We start from the raw sequence: 21,291 nt of genomic DNA on the forward strand, positions 1-21,291 counted from the left end.
GTAATGTCCAAAAGCATCCAGTTGAGTGAGATACACCACTTCATCAGCGATTGGACTGCTTCCAGTATCATAGGCATGAGACAACTTTATTTTGAAGCTGCTTCAAATGCTTCTGAACTTATCCCATCGAAATACGAATGACGTCTGATTCGATTGTAAAACATCTCGTTATAATCAAATACATTTGCACGAACCATTTCTCCTATTTTATAGATCCTTTTTTAATTCTTTTTCAAGCTATTACAAAAGATTCAACAACAGTATTATCACATGAGCAACTGCGCAAGGCCTCTGTGACTCATACTTAGAACCAACTTATGCTTCTGACAGAATCACTACTATATATACTGTGAGCCTTAGTCTGAGTGCATGATCACAGGTTTATTCAGCCTGCGTGCCATACCGCCATTAAAAGTGCATCTAATACGATATCCTTAGCTAGCGTAGGTTTCATTGACCAACCAATGACTTTTCTCAAATATAAATCAATAACCACTGCCAGATATAACCAGCCCGGTCATGCGAATATTATTTATATTAGTCATCTTAGAAATATCATTTCTTAAGGTACCCGGTGTGTTTAACAAACCCTGGACTTGAATGGTTAGGTGGTACAATCTGAGGAAGCACGACCATAGCTTTTATGCGTCTTATATCCTCGAATAGCAACAATGCTATCCCAGCGTGATGCGATGATAACTATAGATGCTTATAACCCACATCGTAAAAAAATGGATAAACAGCTTCATCTTTAAATTCTGGGGTATATTGTTGTCCACTCATAATGTTCCCTCCCATGAAGAAAATAGACTATATTTGTCAAAGAGAGGAATAGCAGTCCAATCCCATCACTTCAGCCAACCCAATTCATGCATTAAAGCTCTCTTACATCGGATTTAGTCAGTTTAAATTTAGATTTGATGATCATGTCCTGTATTCATCTAAGTTGGAAACTTCATCGCAACTTTGTTTGTTTTTCAGGCCTCTCTAGCTCGAATAATCATGTTAGTCGCTGTAGCATGTGCATATAGCTTACCCTCTTCATCACGTAAATAACCCTCAGAAATCACTAAATTTTTTCCAATATTAATGACCTTCCCTTCAGCAATCAGTTTTTTATTAAATGGCATGGGACGACACATTTTAATCGCTAAATCTGTGGTGCCATAAGCTTCGCCGGTAGCCAAGACGGTATGTGTGGCACAGCCTGTCACCGAGTCAAGTACAGTTGCTGCAAAACCCCCATGTACTCCCCCTAAAGGATTGGTATGGCGTTCATCCGCAATAGCTTCAAACACAATTCGCCCTTGCTCAACTTCGAGTGGTTGCATCGGCATAGTTTTGGCAATGCCTGGTGCTGGAAACAAACCTTTGGCAAAAGCTTGCATAATTTCTAATCCTGTCATTTTTTTAAGATCCATAATCACTTATCTCCTGAATCATCTTTTTAAAATTGATAAAACTATAAGTCTCACCGCATTGAAATAAACCTTTCTATTTCAGCAGGCCTAAACACTATACATAATTAAGTTCCAAAATAGAACTTGATATACGATAAAATTTTAAGCCATTGAATCTATTCAAAATTCTTCAATATCTAAGCTTTGACAAACTAAGATTTAGGCAAATTGGTGATTTTCTTTGTAAATAGTCAAACGATCTACTGAAACAGGCGTTCCCAATAAATATCCTTGTAATTGATGGCAGCCTAACCGACTTAAAATTGCAGCCTGCTGAGGCGTTTCCACCCCTTCTGCAGTTACACATAACCCCAATTTTGTTGCAAGCTGAATAATACTTTCCAAGATAATTTCTTCTTTAGAACCGGGTTCCAGATTAATAATAAAACCACGATCAATTTTAAGTTCATCTACAGGTAAGTCTTTTAAATATAGAAAACTAGAATGTCCTGTACCAAAGTCATCAATCGCGATACGAATCCCCAGTTCACGTAAACGTTCAAAAGTACGAATACTCATATCAATATGTCGCATCGCTGTGGATTCGGTAATTTCTATAATTAAATGATCAGGTTGGATATTGTATTTTTCTATAAGATCTTCGAGTGTAGAAAATAATTTTTTATTTTCAAACTGTATCGCAGAGAGATTAACCGCAATGGGATAAAACGGGACTTCCTTAGCGACCCATTCCTGAATTTGCTTACAAGCCTGTTCAAGCGCCCAATACCCCATAGGCACAATTAAACCCGTTTTTTCAGCGCCATCAATAAACATATGTGGAGTTAACAATCCTAAGGTCGGATGTTGCCAACGGATTAAAGCTTCAACGCCACAAATTTTTTGATTAATCGTAAATTTTGGCTGATAAAACAAAACAAACTGCTGATCATCGACTGCTTTATACAAATCATTAATTAATTTTGACTGACTTTTTGCTTCATTCTGTATGCTAGAGTAATTAAATAAGGTACTGGTATTACGACCCTGTTCTTTAGAGATCAACATTGCTGCATCAGCATTAATCAACAGATCCTGTAAATTGCCACCATGTTCGGGGTACATTGCAATTCCAACACTGGCAGATAAATTAATTTCTTTGCCTGTTATGAGATAAGTTTCCTGAACCTGCTGTAAAATATCTTCAGCAAGTTTTGTCGCCTCAGCCACTGTCGTATTTTCAATAATGAGTAAAAACTCATCTCCCCCTATACGTAAAAACTTAGATCTTTCATTAACATACCGATGAACACGATTCGCCATTTGAATCAAAAGTTGATCACCCACATGATGTCCAAAAGCGTCATTCACCGATTTAAACCGATCCAGATCTAAATACAAAAAAGCAATTTTTTGATCGCGTAAACGATGTTCAGCAAAAATAACCTGCGCATAATCAACTAAAAATAGTCGGTTAGGTAATTTTGTAAGGTTATCTTTGGTCGCCAATCCAGCAAGTTCTTTATTTAATTGAGATAGCGCATGATTGCGTTCTTCAAGTCTTAGCTCAAGTACGGCCACGCAAAAACCCGCAACCAAAATTAAACTTGTTACAAAGATAATGGTAAACAAGAATAGTCCCTGACCTGCCTCATAACCCACCAAAATATGGTTAATGTGGCTTGGAATAAAGGTTGTTGCGGCCATTCCCGTATAGTGCATGCCGACGATACTTAAAGCCATCGTGACTGCAATTGCCAATTTTAAACCTGTTTTTCGCTCAATCGCATTCTTATATTTAAAAATGAGAAAAAAAGCCAGTCCAGAACCACTAACTGCTATGAGCACCGAAAATACAACCATCAGGGGATCATAAGCCAGTTGATGCCTTTCAATGACCAACCCCATCATACCTGTATAATGCATGCCTGAAATACCAAGTCCCATCAACACAGAACCGATCACTAAACGTGCCAATGGCAAAGTAGGGCGTGAGGTCAGCCAAAGTGCAAATAGGGAAGCAGCAGCAGCGATTACATAGGAAAAAATGGTTAAACCCAAATCAAAAGAATAGCCTTCGGGTAACTGGCAGGCGAACATTCCTACAAAATGCATAGACCAAATTGCAAAACCTAAAATCAGGCTACTAGAAATTAAAATTAATTTTTCAAATTTTTTATAAGTATCTTTAAAAATCAGCTGTTCCATAGAAATAGCAACATAGCACACTATAACAGCGACTAGAACTGAACCGAATACAAAGGTATAGTCATAATCAACATGTACCATACAAAATTTCCATGGTTATTAGATACTTGTTTTTATTTTGAAAGTTAGATAAACAGCTATTTCCCTGCTCATCAAAACCCTCTACACATCAAGTTTTTGACGTTCTTAAACAATACCACTATCACCACGAAGGTCAAGTTTTTTTTATCTTAAAAATCAACAGAATAAAAACACAAATTCAGATGTTTTTATGAATTAAATCACGGGTTTCCATTGAACCTGTGAAAAAGAAAAACCCTGCTTTTTGCAGGGTTTTCACATAATAAAGAAAGAAATTAGTTCTTTTCTTTATCTACGATTTTATTCGCTTGAATCCAAGGCATCATCGCACGTAACTTCGCACCAGTTACTTCGATGCCATGCGCTGCATTTTGACGGCGACGTGCAGTCATTGATGGATAGTTCAATGCGCCTTCCTGAATGAACATTTTCGCATATTCACCAGACTGGATACGCTTTAATGCATTACGCATTGCTTCACGTGATTGATCATTGATCACTTCAACGCCAGTCACATATTCACCATATTCAGCGTTGTTAGACACTGAGTAGTTCATATCAGCAATACCGCCTTCAAACATTAAGTCAACAATAAGTTTAAGCTCATGTAAACATTCAAAGTAAGCCATTTCTGGTGCATAGCCAGCTTCAACCAAAGTCTCGAAGCCCATTTTAACCAATTCAACCGCACCACCACAAAGAACCGCTTGCTCACCGAATAAATCAGTTTCGGTTTCTTCTTTGAATGAAGTTTGGATAATACCTGTACGTCCACCACCTACGCCAGAAGCATAAGAAAGCGCAACATTACGCGCGTTGCCAGAAGCATCTTGATGAATTGCGATTAAATCAGGAACACCTGAACCGCGTTGGTATTCAGAACGTACTGTGTGACCTGGTGCTTTAGGTGCAACCATGATTACATCTAGATCTTTACGTGGAACAACTTGGTTATAAAGAATAGAGAAACCATGAGCAAATGCTAAAGTCGCGCCTTCTTTAATGTTTGGTTCGATCACATCACGATAAAGTTGTGACTGGAACTCATCGGGAGTCAAAATCATGACCAAGTCAGCTTGAGCAACAGCAGCTGGAACTTCAGCAACTTTCAAGCCAGCATTTTCAGCTTTTTTCCATGAAGCAGAACCAGCACGTAAACCAACAGTTACGTCAACACCAGAATCTTTCAGGTTAAGCGCATGTGCATGACCTTGTGAACCGTAGCCAATGATTGCTACTTTTTTGCCTTGGATAATAGATAAATCACAGTCTTTATCGTAAAAAATTTGCATCTGCTGTCTCCACTAAAATTTTTTCATTTCCCTTGCTTTACAAGGACAGATCTTTTGTAAACTCCCCCATTACCCTAAGGTAATTTCCTCTTTTATAAAAGGCAGGGAGAGATTGCTAAATAGTTAAAACTTTTTCACCACGGGCAATACCAGATACGCCCGAACGAACAACTTCCAAGATGGTATTCTCAGCAAGTGCATCAATAAAACCATCCAGTTTATCTGTTGTCCCCGCAATCTGAATGGTATAAGTCGTGGGCGTTACATCAACGATTTGCGCACGAAAAATATCCGCAGTGCGCTTAATCTCAGCACGTGCTGCACCCAACGCCTTGACCTTAATCAACATGAGCTCACGTTCGATATGTGAACCTTCTGAAAGATCCACAACTTTTACCACCTCAACCAGTTTATTAAGCTGTTTAGTGATTTGCTCGATCTTGTGATCATCACCATACGTGGTTAATGTCAACCGAGATAAAGTTTCATCTTCAGTAGGGGCGACATTAAGTGTTTCAATGTTATATCCACGTTGGCTAAATAAACCGACCAAACGAGAAAGCGCACCAGCTTCGTTTTCAACGAGTACAGAAATAATATGTCTCATTATGTGCGCTCCCCTTTTCCTAACCACATGTCTTGCATAGATTGACCAGCGATTAACATTGGATAAACATGCTCAGTACGATCAACCATGACATTAATAAACACACATTTATCATTAATTGCCATCGCTTCGGCTAACTTAGATTCAAGCTCATCTGCATGTTCAATTGTAATTCCAACATGACCATAAGCGTCCATGAGCTTAGCAAAGTCAGGTAATGATTCAACATAAGAACTTGAATGACGACCTTCGTAATTCATGTCCTGCCATTGTTTTACCATTCCTAATGCACGGTTATTCAGGCAAAGAATTTTGACATTTAAGCCATACTGCTTACATGTCGATAATTCTTGAATACACATCTGGATAGATGCTTCGCCAGTAATACAAACAACCTGTTGATCTGGGAATGCCAGTTTCGCTGCCATTGCATATGGCAAGCCAACTCCCATCGTTCCTAAGCCACCAGAGTTGATCCATTGGCGTGGACGTTTGTACTTATAATATAATGCACCAAACATTTGATGCTGACCAACGTCAGAAGTAATAATCGCTTCACTATTAGTAACACGATCCAAGGCTTCGACTACTTGTTGAGGCTTCATGACACCATTTTGTCCAGCCTCGTAACGCAAGCCATGAACTTTTCGCCATTCATTGATTTGAGACCACCAATCAGCAATTGCTTCTGGATTTGGCTTAGACACATTCATTTGTTTGAGTTGGGCTAGCATTTCCTGAAGAACTGGCTCTACCGCTCCCACAATTGGGATATGCGCCATAATTGTCTTAGAAATCGTTGCTGGATCAATATCAATATGAATAACTTTGGCGTTTTGACAGAACTTGGCAGGATTATTGGTCACACGGTCATCAAACCGAGCACCAATCGCCAAAATTACATCGGCATTGTGCATTGCCATATTGGCTTCATAAGTGCCATGCATTCCTAGCATACCCACGAACTGTGGATCATCCCCTGGGAACGCACCTAAACCCATTAAGGTATTAGTCACTGGATAACCCAACAAATGCGCCAGTTCAGTCAATAATGCAGAAGCATTGCCCTGAACTACACCACCCCCGGTATAGATCATTGGACGTTGTGCTGAAACTAACTCATCAATCGCTTTACGAATTTGACCAGAATGTCCACGTGAAGGCGGTTGATAAGAACGCATCTTCACTTTTTCAGGATATTCGTATGCAAATTTTTCAGCTGGGTTAGTTGCATCTTTTGGAATATCAATTACAACGGGTCCTGGACGGCCAGAAGAAGCGATATAAAATGCTTTTTTGATAATGGCCGGAATTTCACTGGCGTGACGCACCTGAAAACTGTGTTTAACGATAGGACGGGAAATACCGACCATATCCGTTTCCTGAAATGCGTCTTCCCCAATTAAATGGCTAGCAACTTGACCAGACAAAATCACCATTGGGATTGAGTCCATATAAGCTGTTGCAATTGGAGTGACGGTATTGGTTGCACCTGGGCCTGAAGTGACCAGTACTACACCAGTTTTACCTGTTACGCGTGAATAGGCATCGGCCATATGGCCTGCTGCTTGCTCATGGCGTACAAGATAATGATTGATTTTGTCTTGTTGAAAAAGCGCATCATAAATATGTAAAACTGCGCCGCCTGGATATCCAAAAACGTGTTCAACGCCCTCATCCGCAAGTGCGCGAACGAGCATTTCACCACCAGATAAAAGTTCCAACGTGATTCACCCTAGTCTTTTTGCACCATTTATGGGAGACATAAATAGTGTGTCATTCATTTACTTTCTGCACTGTTATAGCACACATACTTGCAAGTTTTTGCTGTAATAGGAAAAATTTCTAAACTGATAACCGTATAAGTTGTTTCAGCTTCATTAAAGAACTGTTGGGATAAACAGCACTTGAGCAAAATCACCCTCTCGGCTAGAGAGAATGTCCATTACAAACCATGACATTTATTCGAAGGGTGATCGAATAAAGGCATATAAAACTAAAGCGAACATTTTTTATGTTTCAACTATTAAAGTCAAGGCAAAATGTAGGCTTTTTGCCGTTTATTTTTTGTGTGTATATTTTTAAACCAAATTGAATGGGTTTTAATCGATTTATTCACACCATTTGTCGTATTTCCTCTTTTCATTTTTGTTCATTTACCGCAATTTAAATAGTATGATTTAGAGTATTGTCATTTAACTTTATTTACGGCCTTTTTCTTTGTGAAACAAGGTTGTTGTTAATGGAAATTTAGGTTATGAACCAGCAAGTATCGTATCGCCGTAAAGTATATTTTTTAGCGCAAAGCGTTGTTATGGCAACCCTGATGCTTTTTGCCACTCAAAACCATGCAGAACAATATTATAAATGGGTGGATAGCAAAGGCTCAACACACTATACGGCTACCCCTCCACCTAAAGGGTCAAAAAAACAAGGGCAAGTGAATACGTACGGTCATACTCCTCGCCCTACCCAAAACAATGAGTCAAATCATCAGCAAACTCAGCCAAATACAGAAAATGGCAACAAAAACCAGCCAGCAACGCCAGCGGTCAATACACCACAGATAACTCCTAAACCAGAACAATCTGCGCCTAGTGTTGCACCAAGAACAAATCAAGCGACCTATTAATTACAGTTAAAACATCCATACATCGACAGGCCCTGATAAATCCTCGACCTGTTTTTTTAATATTGTGCATAAAATCCGTTGCACAATATGCGCTTTTTTTCTGATTTTGCGCTATGCTGTGCAGCAATATTTTTTAACTTTACATTGTTGTCCTTAATACGTTTATGACTACATCTCACATTGACCCCGAATATCAAGCAAGTGCCATTGAGCCTCAAGTACAAACTGACTGGGAAACTCGCAAGGCATTTAAAGTTGCAGACACTGTTGAAGGTAAACATCGCTATATTCTGTCGATGTTCCCTTATCCAAGTGGCAAACTGCATATGGGGCATGTGCGTAACTATACTATTGGCGACGTGATCAGCCGTTTTCATCGTTTAAAAGGTGAAACTGTTTTACAACCAATGGGTTGGGATGCTTTTGGCTTACCCGCTGAAAATGCAGCGATTGCCCATAAAGTTGCTCCTGCAAAATGGACTTTTGAAAATATCGCTTATATGCGTGACCAATTAAAAAAATTGGGCTTGTCTGTTGATTGGGATCGTGAATTTGCAACATGTACACCCGAGTACTATCATTGGGAACAATGGTTATTCGTACAGCTCTACAAGAAAGGGTTGATCTATCGAAAACTTTCAACTGTAAACTGGGATCCTGTAGACCAAACCGTTTTAGCCAATGAACAAGTTGAAAATGGTCGTGGATGGCGTTCAGGTGCATTGGTGGAAAAACGTGACATTCCAATGTACTACTTCCGCATCACCGATTATGCACAAGAATTATTAGATGATTTAGATACATTAAAAAACGGTTGGCCACAACAAGTCTTGACTATGCAGCGTAACTGGATTGGTCGCTCTACAGGAATGGATATTACGTTTCCTTCTGCCGATCCGACAGTTTATGCAGATGGTTTAACGGTTTATACCACACGTGCCGATACTTTAATGGGTGTAACTTATGTTGCGGTTGCAGCAGAACACCCTATGGCTCTCCAAGCTGCTGCCATCCAATCAGAAGCAGGCCATCCAGAACTTGCAGCATTTATTGAAGAATGTCGTATGGGTTCAGTGGCGGAAGCAGATTTAGCTACTGCCGAGAAAAAAGGCATGGCAACGGGTCTGTTTGTGAAGCATCCAGTAACTGGCCAAGACTTGCCTGTGTGGATTGCCAACTATGTATTAATGTCATATGGTTCAGGCGCTGTAATGGCGGTTCCTGCGCATGATGAACGTGATTTTGAATTTGCCAATAAGTTCAACTTACCAATTAAACAAGTAATTGATGCCAAAGGTGCCGATGATGCTGAATATTCGGCAACACAATGGCAGGAATGGTATGGTTCAAAAGAAGGCAAACTGGTTAATTCTGCCGAATTTGATGGTTTAGATTTTCAAGCAGCATTTGATGCGTTTCTTACAAAATTAGAACCAGAAGCATTAGCTAGTGCTAAAGTTCAATTCCGTTTACGTGACTGGGGTGTTTCTCGTCAGCGTTATTGGGGTTGTCCAATTCCAATGATCAACTGTGAAAAATGTGGTCAAGTCCCTGTTCCAGAAGATCAACTGCCTGTGGTATTACCGACTGATGTCGTTCCAGATGGTTCAGGCAACCCCCTAAATAAAATGCCAGAATTCTACCAAACCACATGCCCAAGTTGTGGTGGCGAAGCACGTCGTGAAACTGATACTTTAGATACTTTTGTTGAATCATCTTGGTACTATGCACGCTATGCATCTCCTGATTTTACTGGTGGTCTGGTTAAGCCTGAAGCAGCACAAAGCTGGCTTCCAGTAAACCAGTATATCGGTGGTGTAGAACATGCCATTCTGCACTTGCTTTATGCACGTTTCTTCCACAAATTAATGCGTGATGAAGGCGTAGTACAAGGCAATGAACCCTTTACCAACTTATTAACGCAAGGCATGGTGTTGGCAGATACCTTCTATCGTGAAGCGGAAAATGGTAAAAAAACATGGTTTAATCCAGCCGACATTCTTTTAGAAAAAGATGAAAAAGGACGTATTCTTTCTGCGAAGTATTCTGGCGATGATCAAGAGGTTGTAATTGGCGGACAAGAAAAAATGTCCAAGTCAAAAAACAACGGGATTGACCCACAAGCGATTATTGATCAATACGGTGCAGATACGGCTCGTGTATTTATGATGTTTGCGGCTCCACCTGATCAATCTTTAGAATGGTCGGATGCAGGTGTTGAGGGTGCAAACCGCTTCTTGAAACGGGTATGGCGTTTAGCTGCGAGTTTCTTGGAACAAACTAACCAAGCAATTGCAATTGATACAGCAAACCTTTCTAAAGATGCGCAAGATTTACGCCGTAAAACGCATGAAACCATTCAGAAGGTGGGTGATGACATCGAACGTCGCCATGCATTTAATACGGCGATTGCCGCATTGATGGAATTACTCAATGCCAGCAATAAGTTTGAAACACAAAATGATAATGATGTTGCGGTATTACGCGAGGCCATTACTACCTTATTAACTTTGCTTGCACCATTTGCACCACATTTGAGTCAAATCTTATTGGCGCAGTTCGGTATCGATTTAGTTCAGACTGAATTTCCTTTGGTTGATGAGTCAGCCCTGACCCGCAACACCCAAACAATCGTGGTACAGGTCAACGGTAAATTACGTGGTAAATTAGAAGTTTCTGTCGATATCTCAAAAGATGATTTATTGGCGCAAGCAAAAGCATTACCAGAAGTTCAGCAATTCCTGACAGGTCCAACCAAAAAAGAAATTGTTGTACCGAACAAACTGGTTAACTTGGTGGTTTAATTTCCATTTAAATGACATCCTCTTCCGAGCGCTTTAGCCTTTGGAGAGGTTGCTGAGGTATAAGACAGCATGCATTTCGCTCAACGTATAGCAGCAGTTATCATCACTTTAGGCTTAAGTGCTAGTCTGGCTGGTTGTGGTTTTTATTTGAAAGGAACCAATCCGACTGCCGCACCACTAGCTTATCAAAAGTTAAATTTGGTGTTGCCTAAAAAAACAGATGAACTCGAGAAACAGCTCAGTGTTTACTTGGCAGCGAGTGGCGTGCAATTGAGTAATGCCAATGATGCCTATACCCTGCGTGTACTTGAGTACACTCCACGCCGTCAGTTACTTAATGGGAAGTTGACCGAAGTTTTATTACGTTTGACTGTTACCTTCCAGATTGAAGACCATCAAGGTAATCCGATTACCGCACCTCGCACACTAACTGCTGCACGCAGTTATCAATATGATCTGGCCACAGTGAATACCGAAAATCAGGAAGAGAGCTATCTAGACCATATTGTTATCGATGATATTGCTCAGCAGATTGCGCGCCAGATTGCTGCCAATCGGTTACCCAAAATTACGCCACAGAGTACATCAAACTAGATGTATCTCTTGATTGTTTTATGAAACTGGATTATTTACAAGCATTAAAACGTGTCCAAGAGGCGCGTGGTGCATGGATTTTGCACGGGCAGGAACCATTACTCGAACAAAACTTACTTGATGCATTTCGTAAAAGCTGGCAACAACAGGAAATTGAACGCCAGCGTTATGACATCAGTAGTGTGAATGACTGGAAAACTGTTTTTAATGCGCTAAATAGTTTGTCCTTATTTTCACAGCAACTTGCTATCGAAGTCCATGGCAATATCAAACCCGATGCCAATGGCTTAAAACAACTCAAGCATTATTTACAACATAATGAGTCCAATCTCCTGCTGATAGTCTTACCTAAACAGGATAGCTCAAGCTTGAAATCAGCTTTTTTTCAGACAGTGGAAGCCAATGGTGTCGTGGTTCCTTTAACTGCTACCTATCCTCAAGATCGTCAGCGTATTTTAGGAATTGAAGCAGAAAAGTTGGGAATTCAACTGGATCCTGATGCATGGGCATGGCTCATGCAGCATCACGAACATAATCTATTAGCTGCAAAAAATAGTTTAATGCGGGTGAATGATACCTTTCCAGATCAAAACCTGATTCAGATTGATCAACTTTATGCCTGTTTACAAGATCAATCACGTTATACCACTTATGATTTAAGTGATGCCTTATTGGCAGGCAATCTGGCACAATCCATCAAAATTTTTCAATATCTCGTTGCATCGGGTGAACCAAACAGTTTGATTTTATGGACACTCAGCAAAGAAATGCGGCTTTTAATGCAGTTATTTGAACAGCCACAAAACGCCTTACAATTGGGAATCTGGAAAACCAAAGTTTCCCTCTATCAACAGGCGCTACGCCGTTTAAATCCACAACAATTTTTAAGTTGGCCGACACTACTCCTTCATATTGATGCTGCGATTAAGGGAATGTCGAAAGAAAATCCAGAACATTTGATTCAGCAAGGTATTGCGGAACTATGTGGTAAAACGTTGTTTCCGCATTAAAATCATTCTTTACTGTTGCATTAAATCAATAAAAATATTCACGTTTTATCCTTAATTAACTTCTATACTAGTGCCAAATTACGTCAAACTCCAGATATTGCTATGCCAAAAATAAAAGCGTCTAAAATGATTATTGCAGTGGTATGTGTTGCCATTATTGCTGCACTCGCATGGGTATTCCTTAAGCCGAAACAACAACAACCCCAATATATTACTGAAACTGTTTCACGCGGGGATTTGGAAAATACCGTACTGGCGACAGGTACACTAGATGCAACTCGTTTGATTAGTGTCGGTGCACAGGTTTCAGGTCAGGTTAAAAAAATGTATGTGCAATTGGGAGATGAGGTGAAGCAAGGGCAATTAATTGCTCAAATCGACTCGACCACGCAAGAAAACAGCTTAAAAACGGCCGATGCCAATATTAAAAATCTGGAAGCGCAGCGTTTGCAACAAGAAGCTAACCTCAATGAAAAGCAATTGGAATTTCGTCGTCAGCAACAAATGTATGCTCAGGACGCCACCTCAAAAGCAGAATTAGAATCTGCAGAAGCGGCTTACAAAACTGCACAGGCTCAAATTAAGGCACTTGATGCTCAGATTGAATCTGGCAAAGTTACTCGTTCTACCGCACAAACCAATATTGGTTATACCCAGATTGTAGCACCTACCGATGGTACGGTCGTTGCTATCGTGACAGAAGAAGGTCAAACCGTAAACGCCAATCAGTCTGCGCCAACGATTGTCAAAATTGCAAAATTGCAAAATATGACGATCAAAGCACAGGTGAGTGAAGCGGATATTATGAAAGTTGAAAAAGGTCAGCAAGTGTACTTCACCACACTGGGCGATGATAAAAAACGTTATGCGACTTTACGTCAAATTGAACCAGCGCCAGATTCTATTGCCACTGAATCCAGTAGTTCATCTAGCTCTTCAAGTACCAGTAGTAGCAGTGCTATTTACTACAATGCACTATTTGATGTACCGAATGAAGATGGTAAATTGCGTATTGATATGACGGCTCAAGTCTATATTGTATTAGATTCAGTGAATAATGCGTTATTGGTTCCATCTTCAGCATTATCTAGTCGCCCTGCAAGTGCACAAAATCGCACTCAAACTGCTGGTGCTTCTACACCTAGCGCAGAGCACAAACGTGATAAAGACAAAAATACACCACGCCTAGAACGTCTAAATCTTAGTGCAGCACAAAAACAAGCTGTAGAAGATGGCAAGGCCAGTTTAAGTGTAGTTCGGGTGTTACAGGCGGATGGTTCAGCACAGCCTAAACAGGTATTGATTGGAATCAATAACCGTGTCAATGCCCAAGTGATTGCAGGTTTAAAAGAAGGTGATCAGGTCATTATTGCCGATAGCTCTGATACGTCAGCTGCTTCTGCCAATAGTGGTAATCGTCGTCGTGGACCAATGGGAATGTAAGCATGACTCAACAAGCTTTGCTTGAAGTCAGCAATCTGGTACGAGAGTTCCCTGCTGGCGATAGCACCGTTCAAATTTTAAAAGACATTAACCTGACGATTTATCAAGGCGAATTGGTTGCGATTGTCGGTCAATCAGGTTCAGGTAAATCAACCCTGATGAACATTCTGGGTTGTCTAGATCGCCCGACCAGTGGTAGCTATAAAGTCAGTGGTCAAGAAACTGGTAAATTAGAACCTGATGAACTGGCGAAATTACGCCGTGAATATTTTGGCTTTATTTTCCAGCGTTACCACCTACTTGGTGATTTAACGGCTGAAGGCAATGTCGAAGTTCCTGCCGTTTATGCTGGAGTCAATCCAGCTGAACGGAAACAACGGGCAAGTGCTTTACTTACTGAACTGGGGTTAGGTAGTAAAACTCAGAACCGTCCCAGCCAGTTATCTGGTGGTCAGCAACAGCGGGTTTCTATCGCACGCGCGCTGATGAATGGTGGTGATGTAATTCTTGCCGACGAACCGACAGGCGCTCTTGATTCACATAGTGGGGTTGAGGTAATGCGCATTCTCAGGGAATTAAATGCTGCGGGTCATACAGTTATTATCGTCACCCATGATATGCAGGTTGCTAAAAATGCCACCCGGATTATTGAAATCAGCGATGGTCAAATTATTGCCGATCGTGTCAATACCCCAGAATATGAAAGCGAACTGAATACAGACCCTGATGCAGCACCGGCCCTAGCCAACAAACAATCAAAAGGCAAAAGTGTCTCGGCCTTGCGTTCTGCACTGGATCGTCTTTCTGAAGCATTCCAAATGGCTTTACTGTCCATGAATGCCCATCGTATGCGTACTTTTTTGACCATGTTGGGCATTATCATCGGGATTGCATCCGTGGTAACGGTGGTCGCTTTAGGAAATGGATCACAAAAGCAAATTTTGGAAAATATTAGTAGTCTAGGAACCAATACGATCACTGTGTTTCAGGGAAGAGGCTTTGGTGATAACTCAAAAACTGCGAATTTTAAAACGCTCGTTCCCGCGGATGCAGATGCTCTAGCCACACAACCTTATGTCAGTGCCGTTACACCGATGGTCAGTACCTCAAAAACGATTCGTTATCAGGAAAATGAAGCGAACGCGACCATTAATGGTGTGGGCAATGATTACTTTGATGTTAAGGGCTTAACCTTTAAAGATGGACAAAGCTTTGATGGACGTAGTGTCCGTGATCGCACACAGGATGTCGTGATTGACACGAATACCCAAAAACAATTTTTTTCCGATGGGACCAATCCTATTGGTCAAGTTGTGTTGTTGGGAAGTGTACCTGCACGTATTATCGGGATTGTAGAACCTCAAACCAGCGCAATGGGGTCAGATGACACCCTTAATGTCTATATGCCTTATACCACGGTCATGAGTCGTATGCTTGGTCAGACCAATGTGCGTAATATTATTGTCCGGATCAATGATCAATATTCCACCAGTGCTGCGGAAAATGCCATTGTGAATTTATTGACCTTAAGACACGGTCAGCAAGATATTTTCACCATGAACAGTGACAGCATCCGCCAGACGATCGAAAAAACCACCAGCACCATGACGTTACTGGTATCCGCAATTGCCGTGATTTCATTGGTTGTAGGTGGCATTGGCGTCATGAATATTATGCTGGTTTCGGTGACTGAGCGTACTCAGGAAATTGGGGTACGCATGGCTGTTGGTGCGCGTCAAAGCGACATTCTACAACAGTTTTTAATAGAAGCCATTTTGGTCTGCTTAATTGGAGGCGTTTTAGGCGTCCTGCTGTCACTCGGTTTGGGACAGTTAATTAATAAAGTCGCTGCGGGTAACTTTGCCGTTGCTTACTCCACTACCTCTATTGTTGCAGCCTTTGTATGCTCTACTTTAATTGGTGTGGTATTTGGATTTTTACCTGCTAAAAATGCCGCAAAACTTGACCCTGTTGCAGCGCTGGCCAGAGAATAATAGGAAGCATTATGCCATCATTTAAATTAACCGCTTTATGTGCTTTATTGATTGCGTCATCGACATTAGTGGGCTGTGCTGCTGTTGTTAAAACACCCTATCAGGCTCCGGCGATCCAAACGCCTCAGCAATTCCAATATGATCAAGCAAATAAAAATGCTGCATATGACAGCTATGCAGACCGTTGGTGGACATTATTTGGTGATCAACAACTTAATCAACTGATAGATCAGGTGATTGCAAAAAATACTGATCTTGCGGTTGCGGGCATCGCAATTCAACAGGCACGTTTAAAAGCTGGACTAGCAGCTGATCAACAAGGTCCTAGAGTAAGTTCAGGCGTTTCTGCGGGACATCAGATTGACCTTAACTCCGGTGATGACAACTCACAGGGACTCTCTTTAAGTGCAGGAGTCAGTTATGAACTCGATTTATTTGGTAAACTGGCACGTCAAACCGAAGCATCTAAATGGGAAGCTCTAGCGACTGAGCAAGATTTACAGGCAACAGCTCAAACTCTGATTGGAACCACGGCGAAATTGTATTGGCAATTGGCTTATCTAAATGAGAGTCTTGCGACAGCTAAACAAAGTTTAGCAACCTCTGAGAAATTGTACAGTTTGGTAAATAGCCAATATAAAGCAGGTGCCGTTTCAGGCTTGGACCTGACTCAAGCGGAGCAATCAGTACAAAGTCAAAAAGCCAATTTAAGTCAAATTCAGCAAAGTTTGGTGGAAACGCGTACTGCCATTGCCGTGTTGTTACATATTCCTCTACAGCAATTAAATTTACAAGAACCCCAACGTCTGCCGCAAGTTAGCCTACCGCAAATTGCAGCGGGTTTGCCTGCTGATATTCTGTCACGCCGTCCTGACTTAAAAGCATCTGAACTTCGTTTACGTGAAAGTTTAGCCACCAAAGATGCCACTACTGCAAGCTACTATCCTTCTATTAACCTGACAGGAAATCTAGGTTCGAGTAGTACATCCTTGACTGAGCTGATTAAGAACCCTGCCCTGACTTTGGGTGCCAGTCTTAGCTTACCTTTTCTGCAATATAATGATATGAAAAAAAATATTGCAATCAGCCAGTTGGATTATGAAAAAGCAATTATTCAATATCGTCAGACTTTGTATCAGGCATTTGCTGATGTGGAAAATGCACTTTCGGCACGTACAGAGTTAGATAAACAAGTGCAACTACAACAGCGTAATCTTGAACTTGCAGAAAAAGCCGAGCGTTTAACGGATGTCCGTTACCGTAATGGTGCAGTAGCCTTAAAAAATGTACTGGATCAACAAGAAACCACCCGTTCTGCACGATTAAGTTTGGTCAATACTAAACAGAGTCAATACAATGCCTATCTCACATTGATGCAAGCATTAGGTGGTTCGCCTATACAGCAATTACCTTAACCTTGATAAATCACTCGATCTGCTGCACCCGAAAAACTGAATATTTTTATTCTAATTTGAAGGGTGCTTTTTTAGGGTTAAAAATAAACTCTGCTAAAGAGTACTGACCTGAAAAATATGATTTTATTTAAAAATCCAGATCAAATAAAAAATGATGCCGAAGCATCATTTTTTTTATTTTATGAATAATATTTTATTCATCATCCATCATTGATGCACTCATGCCCACTGTATTAAAGCCAGCATCAACATACATAATCTCACCTGTAATCCCTGAAGCCCAAGGTGAACATAGGAATAATGCCGCATTACCAACTTCTTCAATAGTGACATTGCGTTTCAATGGAGAAATCTTTTCATTAGCATCAAGCATTTTACGGAATGATTTAATTCCTGATGCCGCTAAAGTACGAATTGGGCCTGCTGAGATCGCATTTACACGAATGCCATCGACACCCAAACTTGAAGCTAAGTAACGCACACCCGCTTCCAGTGATGCTTTTGCCATACCCATAACATTGTAATTTGGCATAACACGTTCAGAACCTTGATAAGTCAAAGTCAATAAACAGCCCTGACGAACTTGTAATAAAGGTTTGGCTGCACGTGCCATTGCCACGAAGCTATAAGCACTAATGTCATGTGCAATACGGAAACCTTCGCGATCTGTCACATCAGTAAAATCACCATCCAATGTATGTGCGGGTGCAAAGCCAATTGAATGGACAACACCATCCAAACCATCCCAATGCTTTGCCAACTCTACAAAGGTATGTTCAATTTCAGCGTCTACACCAACATCACAAGGAAATACCAGTGATGAACCAAATTGTGCTGCGAATTCATCAACACGTTTTTTTAATTTTTCATTGGGATAAGTAAACGCCAGTTCTGCACCTTCACGATGCAATGCTTGCGCAATACCAAAAGCGATTGATAATTTACTTGCAATACCAGCAATCAAAAAACGTTTACCAGCTAATAGTCCTTGTGCCATGGGTAACTCACCTGAAAAAATTTATATGCATAATGCCAAGCTTCTAGCCTTTGCGAAATTGCATAATGCGCCTTTTTTGCATGTTCATAAAAAAATCGCTCTATTTAGAACGATTTTTTATAGACTTAGACTCAAATGCCGATTTTAGTCATTCGACAAAATACCAATCAAACGCAAGAAAGAAATATACATCCAGACCAAAGTAGACAATAAAGCAATACCACAGACCCATTCAAAAGATTTAGGGGCATGTTGTGCTGCTGCAGATTCGATCAAGTCGAAATCAAGAATCAGATTGAGTGACGCAATCACCGCTACAAATGCTGCAAACCCAATACCGAGCCAATTACTTTCAAAAATATAAGGAATAGCAGAAGAAAAAGCTAAACTCATGACCAATTGGACAACAAATACAATTGCAATTGCAATGGTGGCAGACATGACAACGGCTTTGAATTTCTCAGTCGCACGGACAATCTGGAACTTATATAAGCCAAACATCACCAATGTGGTCACAAATGTTGCTAATAAAGCCTGTAACGGCGCACCTGGAAATTTCGCCTGAAACATAAACGAAATACCACCTAGAAATGCACCTTCAAATAAAGCATAAGGAACAGCCAATACGGGTGCTTTTGAAGACTTAAAGGTCGCAACCAAAGCCAAAATCAAACCACCGATTGCCCCTACCCATGTGGCTGCAGAAGCAAGCGCAACATTCATGGTCAGAGCACAATAAAAGAACAAGGCTAAACCTGTAATGGCAGCAATAATCGTTAAACCAATTGATTTTTGTACCGCTCCAGCAACCGTCATGGACTGACTAAAGTCACTATAGGTTTCAACCCGAGTTAAAATTGGGTTATTACTTTGCATACTTATCTCATTGTTTTAATAAAATTAATCATATAAACATTGTAAGGGCGTTTTATAAAAAACCAATGTCGCAAAAATTTGTTTTTGTAACAACGTTTAGTGAAAACTGTAAAAAGAGGTGATAAAACACCTCTGATTACTTGGCTCAATTCTCTCGTAATTTTTTTAATTTTTAATGAAAAAGTATTCGCGATAGTATTTCAGCTCAGCAATTGAATCACGTATGTCATCCATCGCCAAATGTGAGGCATTTTTTTTCAAACCACTCATAATTTCTGGACGCCAGCGTTTAGCGAGTTCTTTAACACTTGATACATCCAAATTACGATAATGAAAAAACTGTTCCATTTCAGGCATGAGACGATGCAAGAAACGACGATCCTGACAAATAGAGTTACCACACATCGGTGAACTTTTGGGGCTGACCCATTTTTTTAGAAACTCAAGCGTTTGTTGTTCCGCATCCTGAGCGGTTAGCTTGCTACGGCGTACACGTTCAATCAAGCCAGATTGTCCATGTTGGCGCGTGTTCCATTCATCCATAGCATTTAAAATACGATCTGGCTGATGCACCGCTAAAACAGGGCCTTCTGCCAAGATATTTAAATGATCATCTGTAATAATTGTTGCAACTTCAATAATTTGGTCATTGTCTGTATCTAAACCCGTCATTTCAAGGTCGATCCAGATTAACCGTGTATCTAATGTGCTGCTCATGAATATGAAATCTTAAAAGCTTGAAAAACATCAATAGTAGCAAATTTATTGCATCTTGGCTGTAATTCCATAGTCAGTTCATGCTATTTTTGCCACCTCAAACAGTGGGTTTTAGGAATGAATGGCTCTAATTCGTAAACGGCGCTTAACCGAGCAACAGCAACGCCGCATAGACAAACAACATAAAGCACGACAAGAAGAGGTTGATACGTCTAATGATCTGGAAGGCTTGGTCGTGCAGCACTATGGTCGTCAGCTTGAAGTACAGGCCTTATCTGTTCAGGAACCGCATTCTGAAAAACCAGTTGTTGCTGAAGGGGAACCCGAACCTTTTTGGAAACCGATAGACATCGGTAGCGTCTGGCGTTGTCATACTCGCACCAATCTTGAACTTTTGGTTACAGGTGATCGGGTGAAATGGCAAGCCGATCCCAATACAGGTTTAGGCATTATTACGGCAATTCACCCACGTAAATCCTTACTGACTCGCCCAGATCGCTATCATAAGGTCAAGCCCGTGGCAGCGAATATTAGCCTGATTGTAATTGTAATTGCCCCTTTACCCGAACCTGCCCCTAGTCTGATTGATCGCTATTTGGTTGCCTGTGCAGATGCCAATATTCCTGCACTTTTAGTGCTCAATAAATCTGATTTACTTAAAGACAATGATCCAATTTTAACGTTGCTAGATGAATATAAAACCTTGGGCTATGAAAGTCTGATTTGTCAGGCTAAAGGCGATTTATCTGCTTTACGCGAACGTCTTGATGGTGAAACAGTCGCTTTTGTAGGGCAATCTGGTGTCGGTAAAAGCTCATTAATTAATGCCATCGTGCCAGATGCAGAGCAAAAGACCAATGTCATTTCAGAAAACTCGGCTTTGGGGCAACATACGACGACATCAACTCGTTTAATTCGCTTCGGTAAAAATGGTGCATTGATCGACTCGCCAGGAATACGTGAATTTGGACTCTGGCATTTAAATGCCGACAAAATTCGTGAAGGTTTTCCAGAAATTGCGGCACATCTGGGTCATTGTCAATTCCGTAATTGCACTCATACTCATGAAAAACAATGTGCACTTAAAGCCGCGGTTGCAGCAGGTGAAATTTTACCGCGTCGTCTGGAAAGTTATTTACGTTTAAATGAGGAAATTCAGGATGCGCAACAAAAAAGTTAATTTTCTCGCAAAATTACCCTTGAACTGGTGATTTTGATCAC

The 21,291-nt window shown here is 40.7% G+C and carries 16 protein-coding genes and 1 pseudogene; 8 read left to right on the forward strand and 9 right to left on the reverse strand.

What is annotated here, in order from left to right; translation table 11 throughout:
• Positions 1 to 86: 86 nt before the first annotated feature.
• From IAE20_RS16830 to IAE20_RS15460, 6 genes and pseudogenes are all read right to left on the reverse strand, one after another.
• A pseudogene (locus IAE20_RS16830) lies at positions 87 to 514 on the reverse strand (DDE-type integrase/transposase/recombinase); the annotation flags it as partial.
• A gap of 463 nt (positions 515 to 977) precedes the next feature.
• Complete coding sequence (locus tag IAE20_RS15440) at positions 978 to 1,421, reverse strand: PaaI family thioesterase (RefSeq protein ID WP_200482874.1); 444 nt, start codon at positions 1,419 to 1,421, stop codon at positions 978 to 980.
• Positions 1,422 to 1,619: 198 nt separating this feature from the next.
• Positions 1,620 to 3,689 carry an EAL domain-containing protein gene (locus IAE20_RS15445; RefSeq protein ID WP_200461780.1) on the reverse strand — a complete coding sequence of 690 codons (2,070 nt, stop codon included), beginning with the start codon at positions 3,687 to 3,689 and terminating at the stop codon, positions 1,620 to 1,622.
• A 275-nt stretch (positions 3,690 to 3,964) separates the two neighbouring features.
• On the reverse strand, positions 3,965 to 4,981 hold the full coding sequence (gene ilvC, locus IAE20_RS15450) for a ketol-acid reductoisomerase (RefSeq protein ID WP_200461779.1): 1,017 nt from the start codon (positions 4,979 to 4,981) through the stop codon (positions 3,965 to 3,967).
• Between the two features lie 115 nt (positions 4,982 to 5,096).
• On the reverse strand, positions 5,097 to 5,588 hold the full coding sequence (ilvN, locus tag IAE20_RS15455; RefSeq protein ID WP_200461778.1) for an acetolactate synthase small subunit: 492 nt from the start codon (positions 5,586 to 5,588) through the stop codon (positions 5,097 to 5,099).
• Positions 5,588 to 7,312, reverse strand: a complete 1,725-nt coding sequence (locus tag IAE20_RS15460) for an acetolactate synthase 3 large subunit (RefSeq protein ID WP_200461777.1) — start codon at positions 7,310 to 7,312, stop codon at positions 5,588 to 5,590. Before IAE20_RS15460 ends, ilvN begins: the two co-directional genes overlap by 1 nt.
• A 533-nt stretch (positions 7,313 to 7,845) precedes the next feature.
• On the opposite strand from IAE20_RS15460, the gene IAE20_RS15465 reads away from it, so the two are divergent.
• From IAE20_RS15465 to IAE20_RS15495, 7 genes are all read left to right on the forward strand, one after another.
• Positions 7,846 to 8,220: a DUF4124 domain-containing protein gene (locus IAE20_RS15465; protein WP_200461776.1), complete on the forward strand. Its 375-nt coding sequence runs from the start codon at positions 7,846 to 7,848 to the stop codon at positions 8,218 to 8,220.
• 164 nt (positions 8,221 to 8,384) lie between these two features.
• Entirely contained in the window at positions 8,385 to 11,024 is a 2,640-nt protein-coding gene (gene leuS / locus IAE20_RS15470; protein WP_200482873.1) for a leucine--tRNA ligase, read from the forward strand.
• 69 nt (positions 11,025 to 11,093) lie between these two features.
• On the forward strand, positions 11,094 to 11,618 hold the full coding sequence (gene lptE / locus IAE20_RS15475) for an LPS assembly lipoprotein LptE (protein ID WP_200482872.1): 525 nt from the start codon (positions 11,094 to 11,096) through the stop codon (positions 11,616 to 11,618).
• Between the two features lie 20 nt (positions 11,619 to 11,638).
• Positions 11,639 to 12,628 carry a DNA polymerase III subunit delta gene (gene holA, locus IAE20_RS15480; protein ID WP_200461773.1) on the forward strand — a complete coding sequence of 330 codons (990 nt, stop codon included), beginning with the start codon at positions 11,639 to 11,641 and terminating at the stop codon, positions 12,626 to 12,628.
• Between the two features lie 102 nt (positions 12,629 to 12,730).
• A complete protein-coding gene (locus IAE20_RS15485) occupies positions 12,731 to 14,071 on the forward strand; it encodes a MacA family efflux pump subunit (RefSeq protein ID WP_200482871.1) in 1,341 nt (446 codons plus the stop codon).
• Between the two features lie 2 nt (positions 14,072 to 14,073).
• Complete coding sequence (locus tag IAE20_RS15490; protein WP_200482870.1) at positions 14,074 to 16,065, forward strand: MacB family efflux pump subunit; 1,992 nt, start codon at positions 14,074 to 14,076, stop codon at positions 16,063 to 16,065.
• 11 nt (positions 16,066 to 16,076) lie between these two features.
• Complete coding sequence (locus tag IAE20_RS15495) at positions 16,077 to 17,480, forward strand: efflux transporter outer membrane subunit (protein ID WP_200482869.1); 1,404 nt, start codon at positions 16,077 to 16,079, stop codon at positions 17,478 to 17,480.
• A 193-nt stretch (positions 17,481 to 17,673) separates the two neighbouring features.
• Here IAE20_RS15495 and IAE20_RS15500 read toward each other — a convergent pair whose 3' ends face one another.
• The 3 genes from IAE20_RS15500 to orn form a co-directional block, all read right to left on the reverse strand.
• The gene (locus IAE20_RS15500; RefSeq protein ID WP_200461769.1) at positions 17,674 to 18,477 is read right to left on the reverse strand and encodes an enoyl-ACP reductase; all 804 of its coding nucleotides are present in this window, start codon (positions 18,475 to 18,477) and stop codon (positions 17,674 to 17,676) included.
• 144 nt (positions 18,478 to 18,621) lie between these two features.
• A complete protein-coding gene (locus IAE20_RS15505; protein WP_200461768.1) occupies positions 18,622 to 19,353 on the reverse strand; it encodes a Bax inhibitor-1/YccA family membrane protein in 732 nt (243 codons plus the stop codon).
• 165 nt (positions 19,354 to 19,518) lie between these two features.
• Positions 19,519 to 20,070, reverse strand: coding sequence for an oligoribonuclease (orn, locus tag IAE20_RS15510; RefSeq protein WP_200482868.1), 552 nt, complete (start codon positions 20,068 to 20,070; stop codon positions 19,519 to 19,521).
• Positions 20,071 to 20,191: 121 nt separating this feature from the next.
• Here orn and rsgA point away from each other — a divergent pair, with 121 nt between their 5' ends.
• On the forward strand, positions 20,192 to 21,250 hold the full coding sequence (gene rsgA, locus IAE20_RS15515) for a ribosome small subunit-dependent GTPase A (RefSeq protein ID WP_200461766.1): 1,059 nt from the start codon (positions 20,192 to 20,194) through the stop codon (positions 21,248 to 21,250).
• Positions 21,251 to 21,291: the final 41 nt, after the last annotated feature.

The sequence above is a fragment of the Acinetobacter sp. S54 genome (assembly GCF_016624945.1).
In the GTDB taxonomy this organism is placed as follows: domain Bacteria; phylum Pseudomonadota; class Gammaproteobacteria; order Pseudomonadales; family Moraxellaceae; genus Acinetobacter.

Bases quoted from the DNA above. Each gene is read 5' to 3' on its own strand.
- IAE20_RS15440 (WP_200482874.1), bottom strand. From the start codon at position 1,421: ATGGATCTTAAAAAAATGACAGGATTAGAAATTATGCAAGCTTTTGCC.
- IAE20_RS15445 (WP_200461780.1), bottom strand. From the start codon at position 3,689: ATGGTACATGTTGATTATGACTATACCTTTGTATTCGGTTCAGTTCTA.
- ilvC (WP_200461779.1), bottom strand. From the start codon at position 4,981: ATGCAAATTTTTTACGATAAAGACTGTGATTTATCTATTATCCAAGGC.
- ilvN (WP_200461778.1), bottom strand. From the start codon at position 5,588: ATGAGACATATTATTTCTGTACTCGTTGAAAACGAAGCTGGTGCGCTT.
- IAE20_RS15465 (WP_200461776.1), top strand. From the start codon at position 7,846: ATGAACCAGCAAGTATCGTATCGCCGTAAAGTATATTTTTTAGCGCAA.
- leuS (WP_200482873.1), top strand. From the start codon at position 8,385: ATGACTACATCTCACATTGACCCCGAATATCAAGCAAGTGCCATTGAG.
- lptE (WP_200482872.1), top strand. From the start codon at position 11,094: ATGCATTTCGCTCAACGTATAGCAGCAGTTATCATCACTTTAGGCTTA.
- holA (WP_200461773.1), top strand. From the start codon at position 11,639: ATGAAACTGGATTATTTACAAGCATTAAAACGTGTCCAAGAGGCGCGT.
- IAE20_RS15485 (WP_200482871.1), top strand. From the start codon at position 12,731: ATGCCAAAAATAAAAGCGTCTAAAATGATTATTGCAGTGGTATGTGTT.
- IAE20_RS15490 (WP_200482870.1), top strand. From the start codon at position 14,074: ATGACTCAACAAGCTTTGCTTGAAGTCAGCAATCTGGTACGAGAGTTC.
- IAE20_RS15495 (WP_200482869.1), top strand. From the start codon at position 16,077: ATGCCATCATTTAAATTAACCGCTTTATGTGCTTTATTGATTGCGTCA.
- IAE20_RS15500 (WP_200461769.1), bottom strand. From the start codon at position 18,477: ATGGCACAAGGACTATTAGCTGGTAAACGTTTTTTGATTGCTGGTATT.
- IAE20_RS15505 (WP_200461768.1), bottom strand. From the start codon at position 19,353: ATGCAAAGTAATAACCCAATTTTAACTCGGGTTGAAACCTATAGTGAC.
- orn (WP_200482868.1), bottom strand. From the start codon at position 20,070: ATGAGCAGCACATTAGATACACGGTTAATCTGGATCGACCTTGAAATG.
- rsgA (WP_200461766.1), top strand. From the start codon at position 20,192: ATGGCTCTAATTCGTAAACGGCGCTTAACCGAGCAACAGCAACGCCGC.